Here is a 9,869-nt window from a genome sequence, read left to right on the forward strand (position 1 = left end):
AAAACAAAAGCACGTCCCGATACATCGGCCGATGTTGACTCAGCCGGGGCAGCGTCCGCTTGGACCCCGTCATTATCAACAGGAACCTGCGATACACTATTGGGAACAGTCATTATCATTCCTTTTACGGCGTCAGGACCGCCCGACCGATCACTTTGCCTGCGTGCAGCGCCATCAGGGTCTGGTCTGCCTGCGCCAAGGGATGCCGGGTGACGGGAATAGGACGGATCCCGCCCTGTCTGACCAGCGCCATCAGTTCCTGCAACTCGGCCAGATTACCCACATAGGCCCCCTGTACCGTCGCCGCCTTCAAGGGAAACAAAGCCAGCGGCCACTCACTCTGTCCGCCGAACAAACCGATAATGACCAGCTTGCCACCCTTGGCCAGCAGGTTGAACGCCTGCGTTGCCGTGGACGGGGCCCCGACATAGTCGATCACCGACCAGATGGTACGCGTACCCGCCGCTGCCTGAATATCCTGGATCAGCGTGGGGCTGTTGCCATCGACAGCGGCCAATGCCCCAGCCTGCAGTGCTGCTTCTCGTTTGGCCGGGTCCAGATCGACAACGACCGCCCCCTTGCCGCCCATGGCGTGCAGCCATTGCAGACACATCAGGCCCAGGCCGCCGGCCCCAAAGATGATCACGGGCTCATTTTGCAGAACTGCCGGATCAAATTTGCGCAGCGCAGAATAGGTGGTCAGGCCAGAGCAGGCGTAAGGCGCTGCCTGTACCGGGTCCATATCACCAATATCCACCAGATACCTGGGATGCGGCACGACGATCTGCGTAGCGTGGCCGCCATCACGATGAATACCCAGGCAGGCCGGTGCCGCGCACAGGTTCTCATCGCCGCGCTGGCAAACAACGCAGCTGCCGCAGCCAATCCAGGGATAGATCAGGTAATTTTTCCCGGTATCCAGTTGCCCCGCGTCCGGCCCCACTGCCCGCACTGTTCCAACGGTCTCGTGCCCCGGCGTCAGCGGCAGACTGACGCCGCGATCCTTCAGTTCCAGGCGCTTTCCCTGGCCCAGATCGTAACCCCCCTCCCACAAGTGCAAGTCACTATGACAGACGCCGGCCGCCTTGACGTCCAGTACAACCTGGGTCCCTTGCGGGGTAAAGTCGTCTTTTTCCAGCATTTGCAAGGGGGATTTGAAACCGGTAATGCAATAACATTTCATATTTTTACCACTCCTATGTTCGCGCATGCCACGCGGGTCATGCCAGAGCTCCTTTGGAATAGATATTGTATATGAGGGTTTCGCAAATGCCACAAGCAGTTCGGATAATAATAGTCAAATTGCGATCTGAACCGCAGCAATATAGACATAAGTATTCGGTATTTCACATCAGAACGATGATCGCCTAGACTAGCGTTAATACTGCCGGTGGGTGACCCTGCCCGCTCATGATGGCTCGTGCCGGCAGGCAGGCAGAGCCAGATAACAGGGGAAATCGATGAAACCAGATCCGAAATGGTCTTTTGTATTAACCGTCCTGCTTTTTGCAGGGATGATGATCGGATTGTCGCTATCGGTCCTGAACGACTTCATGTCACAAGCGGCGCCACTGGCCGGGCGTGATATTTTCGTGATGACCATGCATGTTATCTGGCTGCTGCTGTGGTCCATTGCCACGGTATTCGCACTGAAGTACGCCCTGCGCCCGAATGACAAAGACAAACGGCATAAGGGCGCGCCTACTTCTGTTCGCCAACCCCGAAATCCAGCGACCTCTGAATATTGAATTCCTCACCGAGCGAAGGCTGTTCAGGCATATGCAACAGCCTGGCCTCAATCTGCAATGGCCCCTGGGGCACACAGCAGCAAGGCAGTATTTCGTCTTTCGCGATATAGGCCAGCGGTTCGGTCAGATAACGTACTCTGCCCGCCAGCAGATGCGTCCTGCATGAGCCGCAATAGCCGGCGCGGCATTGGAACTCCACTTCGTGATTTGTGCGTTCCAGCCCTTCGAGCAGCGTTTCTCCCTCCAGCAATTCGAACCTGCTATCGGTCGTTACGACAGATGTCATAGTTCGAAATGCTGCAGATCGTCGGTATTCATTTGTGAATCAATTTGCCCGATCAGGTAAGAGCTGATTTCCACTTCCTGCGGCGCAACCTGGACATTATCTGAAGACAGCCAGGCGTTGATCCATGGGATTGGATTCTGTCGTACTCCCGGAAATGCAGCCGGCAGTCCAACTGCCTGCATGCGCAGGTTGGTAATATATTCGACGTACTGGCACAGGATGTCCTTGTTCAGCCCGATCATGGACCCTCCTTTGAACAGGTATTCGGCCCATTCTTTTTCCTGTAGAGCTGCCTGCTTGAACACATCAAAGCACTGTTCGCGGGTTTCATTGGCGATCTCAGCCATTTCAGCATCATCTTCGCCGCTGCGCAAAATATTGAGCATATGCTGCGTGCCCGTCAGGTGCAGGGCTTCGTCACGGGCAATCAATTTGATAATCTTGGCGTTGCCTTCCATCAGCTCACGCTCTGCAAAGGCAAAGGAGCACGCGAAACTGACATAAAAGCGAATAGCCTCAAGCACATTGACGACCATCAGGCACAAATACAGCTTTTTCTTGAGTTCGCGCAGGGATACGAGCACTTCCTTGCCGGCGAGCATGTGCGTGCCTTCGCCAAACTGGTTATACAACTGTGTATACGAGATTACGTCATCGTAATAGAAGGCGATATCGCGCGCACGTTTCAGAATATATTCATTAGCGACGATATCGTCAAACACCACTGATGGATTGTTCACGATATTGCGGATGATATGCGTGTACGAGCGCGAATGGATCGTCTCGGAAAACGACCAGGTCTCGATCCAGGTTTCCAGTTCAGGGATGGACACCAGCGGCAGCAGCGCCACATTCGGGCTGCGGCCCTGGATCGAATCGAGCAGTGTCTGATATTTCAGATTGCTGATAAAAATATGCTTTTCGTGTTCCGGCAGCGTCTGATAGTCGATTCTGTCCTGAGACACATCCACCTCTTCGGGACGCCAGAAAAAAGACAGTTGCTTTTCAATAAGTTTTTCAAAAATTTCGTATTTCTGCTGATCATAACGTGCGACATTGACCGACTGACCAAAGAACATGGGTTCTTTCATCTGGTCGTTCGGAGTCTGACAAAAGGTACTGTATGCCATTATTTTCTCTTACTCGATTACTGCCTGATCAGATCTTGCACGCGCCGCTTTCGCAGTCATCCTGTGCCTGATCTTCTTGTTTGTCTTCCGCACCGTCACGGGTGTTCTGGTAATACAGTGTTTTGACACCGAACTTGTACGCCGTGAGCAGATCCTTGATCATCTGGTTCATGGGCACACGACCACCGTCAAAACGGGCTGGATCGTAATTCGTATTGGCCGAAATAGACTGATCCACAAATTTCTGCATGATGCCTACAATTTGCAGATAGCCATCATTGTTTGGCATGCTCCACAGCAATTCGTACTTGTCCTTAAGGCGTTCGTACTCGGGCACCACCTGTTTCAGAATCCCGTCTTTGGAAGCCTTCACGGTCACAAGGCCGCGCGGCGGTTCAATACCGTTGGTGGCGTTGGATATCTGCGAAGAGGTTTCCGAAGGCATCAGTGCCGTCAAGGTCGAATTACGCAGACCATGGGTGGTAATGTCCTTGCGTAGCGATTCCCAATCCAGATGCAGCGGCTCGTTGCAAATGCCGTCAAGATCCTTCTTATAGGTATCGATTGGCAAAATACCCTTGGAATAGGTCGTTTCATCAAAGGCCGTGCACGGGCCGAACTCTTTGGACAGCCCGACCGAGGCCTTGAGCAGGTAATACTGGATCGCCTCGAAGGTGCGGTGCGTCAGGGCATTACCGCTGCCATCGGAATATTTGGCATCGTTCTTGGCCAGGTAATAGGCGTAATTAATAACGCCGATACCCAGTGTACGCCGCTTCATGGAGCCAATATACGCGGCCTTTATCGGATAGTCCTGATAATCAAGCAAGGCATCGAGCGCGCGCACGGCCAGATCGGCCAGGCCTTCGAGCTCATCCAGCGATTCAATGGCGCCCAGATTGAACGCAGACAGCGTGCACAATGCAATTTCACCGTTCTCGTCATTGATATCTTCCAGCGGCTTGGTCGGCAGCGCGATTTCCAGACACAGATTACTCTGGCGCACGGGCGCCACGGCCGGATCAAACGGGCTGTGGGTATTGCAGTGATCCACGTTCTGAATGTATATGCGGCCGGTGCCGGCGCGTTCCTGCATCATCAATGAAAACAGCTCTGTTGCCTTGACCGTACGCTTGCGAATGGTCGTGTCTTGCTCGTATTTGGCATACAGTTGCTCAAAGCGGTTCTGATCTTCAAAAAACGCATCGTACAGGCCCGGTACATCCGATGGAGAAAACAGCGTGATATCGCCGTTTCTGATCAGGCGTTGATACAGCAGCCGGTTGATCTGCACGCCATAGTCCATATGACGGACGCGATTTTCCTCGACGCCCCGATTGTTCTTGAGCACCAGCAGCGATTCAATTTCCAGATGCCACATGGGATAGAACAATGTGGCCGCACCACCGCGCACGCCACCCTGCGAGCAGCATTTGACGGCTGTCTGAAAGTGCTTGTAAAAAGGGATACACCCAGTATGCTGCGCCTCGCCACCGCGGATGGCACTGCCAACGGCACGAATGCGACCGGCGTTGATGCCGATGCCGGCGCGTTGCGATACGTAGCGCACGATAGCGCTGGTCGTGGCATTAATGGAATCCAGGCTATCGCCACACTCGATCAGCACGCATGAGCTGAACTGACGCGTAGGTGTGCGCACACCCGACATGATGGGCGTGGGCAAGGAAATTTTGAAAAGCGACGTCGCATCATAGAACCCCTTGATGTACGACAGGCGCGTGTCTTTCGGATACTTCGAGAACAGGCATGCGGCCACCAGAATATACAGAAACTGGGGGCTTTCATAGATTTCGTGATTGACACGATTTTGCACCAGGTACTTGCCTTCAAGCTGCTTGACCGCACCATAGGAAAAGCGCATATCACGGCTGTGATCGATATAGCTGTTCAGCTCGTCGAACTCTTCCCGTGTGTAGTCCTGCAGAATATGTTCGTCGTATTTGCCCATTTCGGTGAGCCGGCTGACGTGATCGTAGAGCGATGGCGGATCGAACTGCTGGAAGGCTTTCTTGCGCAAATGAAAGATGGCAAGGCGCGCCGCCAGGTACTGGTAATCGGGCGTCGCCTGTGAAATCAGGTCCGCCGCTGCCTTGATGATGGTTTCATGGATGTCTTCAGTCTTGATACCGTCGTAGAACTGAATATGAGACTTGAGCTCAACTTGAGACACCGAAACATGATCCAGACCTTCTGCCGCCCACGCAATGACGCGGTGAATTTTGTCCAGATCGATAGGTTCTTTTCTGCCGTCACGTTTGGTGACCAAGAGTGTGCTGTTCATTGCGTATGCATATCCATGATGGTTGATGGAACGGCTTGGAGCCGGACCGACTATAATCTATATATAGTGTTTTATTTTAGGTTTAACACAATATATAGTATTGATCAGGATATTTCAAGTAATTTCGGCTTCGTGCAAATCCTTGAAAAACAACACAATGCATTGATTAATATAGCTATTTTATCTGTTATAAAAAAATGTAACGATGTTGATTATACGCAATTGATGTGCATATTTTTCAGGCACGGCATACTCCCTCTTCATGCCCCCCTTCTTGCCCGGCCATTGGGCGATTGCTGTGCCGCTAGTCAATAAAAGCAAAGGCCTGATGCAAGACGTCCGGGTTCTGTGTTGCCAGTTGCACCGGGTTGGACAGATGGCGTCGCCATTGGCGCGCGCCTTTGCGTCCGTTGAACAGGCCAAGCATGGGCTTGACAATGACGCGCAGCGGAACACCCTGCGCCACCTCAGATTGGGCATAGCTGGCCATTTGCTGCACAATCGTGGCGTCATCGGCAACCAGCGTGTCAGGCCACAACTGTCGACTGATGTCACGCAGCAAATAGGGTTCGTGCCAGGCTGCTCGCCCGACCATCGCACCGTCGAATGCGTCGACCGCCGAACTGATCAGGTCAGGCGTGTTCAGGCCGCCGTTGAGCACAAACAGCGCATCCGGAAAATCCCGCTTGAGCCAGGTCACAACGTCGTAGCGCAGTGGCGGAATCTGGCGATTGTCTTTAGGAGACAGCCCCTTGAGCACCGCATTGCGCGCATGCGCGATAAATACCCGGCACCCGACCTCATACAGTTGCCCGACAAAATCACGCACGAAATCATAGGATTGATCGTAGTCCAGTCCGAGCCGATGCTTGACTGTGACGGGCAGGCTGACCACGTCCTGCATCGCCTTGACGCAATCGGCCACCAGGGCCGGCTCGGCCATCAGGCAGGCGCCGAACGCTCCCTTTTGCACCCGCTCTGAAGGGCAGCCGCAGTTGAGGTTGATTTCATCATACCCCCAACTTTGCCCGAGCCGGGCGCAATGGGCCAGCGCCGCCGGCTCGCTGCCGCCCAGTTGCAAAGCAACCGGATGTTCCTGAGCGCTGAAATGCAAATGTCTTGGTACATCGCCGAACACCAGGGCGCCGGTGGTGATCATCTCGGTATATAGCAACGCATTGGGCGCCAGCAGACGGTGAAAATAGCGGCAATGCCTGTCTGTGACGTCAATCATCGGCGCCACACTGAGCCGCCAGGGACGCAGACCCCCTCCATCCGTATAGTCAAGCACAGTGCTGCCTGCCGGGTCCCCCCCGGCAACGGCACGGGCATCGGTGCTGCCGCTGCGGGTATCCAGGTCCGCTGCTGCGACCCGCTCTGTCTTCTCTGAATGTGTCATTATCATTTGTCGCCGGAAATGCGAAAATCGATGTGAGGTGGCTGATGCCGCTCACCAAGTGCGCGTTGCTCCTCCAGTTGCTCGAGAATTGCGGATTTGCGCACAACCCCCAGTAGTATCGGTTCATCTTTTGACAACAGCATCGGCAAACGTTCGCCCGTAAAAGTCAGAAACAGTTCCAGCCCCTCGCCCAGCGTCATATCGGGATGCAGAACCGGAATGAAATGAGGCTGCACCATGAGTTCTGATAGGGGCGTGGTCATGGGCGACTGCGACAGCAGCCAGCGCGTCACCTCCTGATTGGACAGCAAGCCCAGGTAGTGATCATTCTCATCCACCACATAAATATGCCGCACGGGATGATCCTGAAACATGGCCACTGCCTGCTCCAGCGTCTGATCCTGGCGCAGCACCGTTTGTGCGTCGGTCACCAGCCCTTTGAGCGTCATGCTGCTTATCTGCCGCCTGAGCCGTGCTGCCTGCTCCCGCGACAGAGTCACGCCATACATGGCTGGGGTGCCAAATAGACTGCTGACCACATTTGCAATGACGCAGGCGAACATGAGCGGCAGCACCAGATCAATCCGATGAGTCATTTCAAATATCATCAGGATCGCCATCAGGGGCGCGTGCGTGCCGGCTGCCAGAAATGCGCCCATGCCAATCAATATATATAGTGCCGGCTGGGCCGCCTGCTCAGGCATCACGAATGAAATGACCTGGTAAAACAGCATACCCACGCTGGCTCCCACCATCAGCATCGGAGTAAATACGCCGCCGGTCGCGCCCGAGCCCACTGTCGCGCCCGTGGCCAGCACCTTGTAGGCCAGCATCAGCAATACCGCCGGCATGGTCCAGGACAGCGTCAGCATATCTTCAATCGGCCCGTAGCCGTTGCCCGACGCAGCAGGCTGCAGGATCAGAATGCCGCCCAGCAGCGCTCCGCCCAGCGCCAGACTGAATGGCAGCGGCAATCTGGTTTTACGAAACAGCTGGCGGACAGCGTCCAGAAAACGCAGGAAAAGCGGCGCCAGCAATCCCGCAACAATCGCCAGTGCACACAGCAGCAGCAGGCTCGCATCGATCGACAGCGACATGGGTTTCACATCATAAGTGACGCGATAATATCCGGTCAGTTGCATGGTAATATTGGCAACCCCTGCCGAGATAATGAGCGGGCCCAGCGTCGTGATCGACAGGGTTCCCAATACGATTTCTGCTACAAATAACGCCGCGGCAAGCGGCGCATTGTAGGCGGCCGACACGCCTGCCGCGGCCCCGCAAGCGACCAGCAGTCGGATATCATTGGCATTGAAGGCCAGAAAGCGGCCGATGGCCGATGCGACCATGGCGCCCAGGTGCACCATGGCCCCTTCGCGGCCGATGGAGCCGCCGCTGACCACGGTAGACAATGACGATAACACTCGCAGCGCACCCTGCCGCAGGGAAAGCCGCCCATCTGACAGGGCCACCGCCTCCATGTAGTCTGCGTTCATATCCTTGCGCACTTTTGACGACAGCCACAGTAAAGTGCCCGCAATCAGTCCGCCCCCGACAGGAAACAGGATACGCTCGGTATTGTTCCAGCGACTGACCACGGTCTCGATCTCGCCCGGCACCGAACCAGTCAGCAATTGCCCCCAGTGTATGGCCATGTGAAACAGGATGGTCATGCCGGCGGCAGCCACGCCCACCACAATGGCCCAGACAAAGAACGCCGGACGGTTTGTAAGCCAGGCAAACTGAGTCAGTTTGTTGCGTGCCTCAAAAGGAGAAAACATGGCCATTTATTAGTCTCGGAGAAATAACGGGCGGCGCGAGAGAGATCCCGGCAAACTGCAAAAAGTGCTCCATTGTAGCAAAACTCGATTGTGGATTCTTTTGCACACGGACCGCCCCACGCGCTTATCGTGCTCAACCTGCACTAAAATGATCGGCATTCAATGATTTTGTGTAGCGTATTTTCTCATGGCCGTCTTTACCCCCATCACCAACCAGGAAGCCACTGAATTTCTGGGTTACTATGCGCTTGGAGAATTCGTCTCCCTTCGCGGCATTACCGCTGGTATTGAAAACACCAACTTCTTTCTGAACACGACCCAGGGAGAATATGTACTGACGGTGTTCGAGGTGCTCAATCATGAGCAGTTGAATTTCTACATCGAACTGATGCATACGCTCGCCAGCAAAAACGTTAAGGTGCCCATGCCCCAGACCCAGCGCGATGGAAAGCGCATCGGCACCCTGAAGGGTAAACCGGCAGCGATCGTTGATCGCCTGCCCGGCGGGTACGAATCCGACCCTGGCGTACAGCACTGTATTATCGCCGCCCGTACGCAGGCACAGGCGCATCTGGCCGCCAAAGATTTCACCCTGTACCAGCCCAATCTGCGTGGCCTGCCCTGGTGGGAAGAAACCTATCCGGCCATCCGGCCGTTTCTGACTGAATCCCAAAACGCGCTGTTTGTCTCGTGCCTGGATGAGCAGCGCCAGGTCCAGTCGGGAAACGATTGGAAGCGTATGCCGGCCGGTGCCTGCCATTGTGATCTGTTCCGCGATAACGTACTGTTCGATGGCACATATGATGATCCGCGAATGGGCGGCATCATCGATTTTTATTTTGCCGGACACGATGCCTGGCTGTTCGATGTCGCGATCGCGGTAAACGACTGGTGCATTGAACGCAGCACCGGCGCACTGACCCCCTGGCTGGTTCAGGCCTGGCTTGATGCCTACTCGCAAGAACGCCCGTTCACGGAAACCGAAAAGGCAATGTGGCCGGTTGCCCTGCGCGCCGCTGCCCTGCGTTTTTGGACATCTCGCCTGAATGATTATTTCCGTCCGCGCCCTGCCCAGACACTCAAGCCGCACGATCCGACGCATTTTGAGCGTATCCTGACGCTCCGTGTTCAACAACCGCCTCCGCCACTACCGTGACCACCATGATTGCTGCAAAACTTCCCGCCTCATCCGGCTGGCAATGGCTAAAAGATGCCTTCCAGAT

At 55.0% G+C, this 9,869-nt stretch carries 8 protein-coding genes; 2 read left to right on the top strand and 6 right to left on the bottom strand.

Features of this window, described 5'->3' with window-relative positions:
- Positions 1–124: 124 nt before the first annotated feature.
- Positions 125–1,183, bottom strand: a complete 1,059-nt coding sequence (locus tag ACTIKR_RS18670) for an alcohol dehydrogenase (protein ID WP_442328654.1) — start codon at positions 1,181–1,183, stop codon at positions 125–127.
- A gap of 277 nt (positions 1,184–1,460) precedes the next feature.
- On the opposite strand from ACTIKR_RS18670, the gene ACTIKR_RS18675 reads away from it, so the two are divergent.
- A complete protein-coding gene (locus ACTIKR_RS18675) occupies positions 1,461–1,748 on the top strand; it encodes a hypothetical protein (protein ID WP_193089013.1) in 288 nt (95 codons plus the stop codon).
- Here ACTIKR_RS18675 and yfaE read toward each other — a convergent pair.
- The 5 genes from yfaE to ACTIKR_RS18700 all read right to left on the bottom strand — a co-directional run bounded on the left by yfaE (position 1,702) and on the right by ACTIKR_RS18700 (position 8,652).
- The gene (gene yfaE / locus ACTIKR_RS18680; protein WP_442328655.1) at positions 1,702–2,034 is read right to left on the bottom strand and encodes a class I ribonucleotide reductase maintenance protein YfaE; all 333 of its coding nucleotides are present in this window, start codon (positions 2,032–2,034) and stop codon (positions 1,702–1,704) included. The two genes, ACTIKR_RS18675 and yfaE, sit on opposite strands and share 47 nt — an antisense overlap.
- Positions 2,031–3,164: a class Ia ribonucleoside-diphosphate reductase subunit beta gene (gene nrdB, locus ACTIKR_RS18685; RefSeq protein WP_193089011.1), complete on the bottom strand. Its 1,134-nt coding sequence runs from the start codon at positions 3,162–3,164 to the stop codon at positions 2,031–2,033. The genes yfaE and nrdB overlap by 4 nt, the downstream gene beginning before the upstream one ends.
- A 28-nt stretch (positions 3,165–3,192) precedes the next feature.
- Positions 3,193–5,466: a class 1a ribonucleoside-diphosphate reductase subunit alpha gene (nrdA, locus tag ACTIKR_RS18690; RefSeq protein ID WP_193089010.1), complete on the bottom strand. Its 2,274-nt coding sequence runs from the start codon at positions 5,464–5,466 to the stop codon at positions 3,193–3,195.
- A 304-nt stretch (positions 5,467–5,770) separates the two neighbouring features.
- Positions 5,771–6,865 carry a tRNA dihydrouridine(20/20a) synthase DusA gene (gene dusA / locus ACTIKR_RS18695; RefSeq protein ID WP_442328656.1) on the bottom strand — a complete coding sequence of 365 codons (1,095 nt, stop codon included), beginning with the start codon at positions 6,863–6,865 and terminating at the stop codon, positions 5,771–5,773.
- Between the two features lie 2 nt (positions 6,866–6,867).
- Positions 6,868–8,652, bottom strand: a complete 1,785-nt coding sequence (locus ACTIKR_RS18700) for a ClcB-like voltage-gated chloride channel protein (RefSeq protein ID WP_442328657.1) — start codon at positions 8,650–8,652, stop codon at positions 6,868–6,870.
- 181 nt (positions 8,653–8,833) lie between these two features.
- On the opposite strand from ACTIKR_RS18700, the gene ACTIKR_RS18705 reads away from it, so the two are divergent.
- Positions 8,834–9,802 (top strand): homoserine kinase, encoded by a 969-nt coding sequence (locus ACTIKR_RS18705; RefSeq protein WP_193089007.1) that lies wholly within the window; start codon positions 8,834–8,836, stop codon positions 9,800–9,802.
- The last annotated feature ends 67 nt before the right edge of the window (positions 9,803–9,869 follow it).

This window comes from Advenella sp. (genome assembly GCF_052108595.1).
Classification (GTDB): Bacteria; Pseudomonadota; Gammaproteobacteria; order Burkholderiales; family Burkholderiaceae_B; genus Advenella.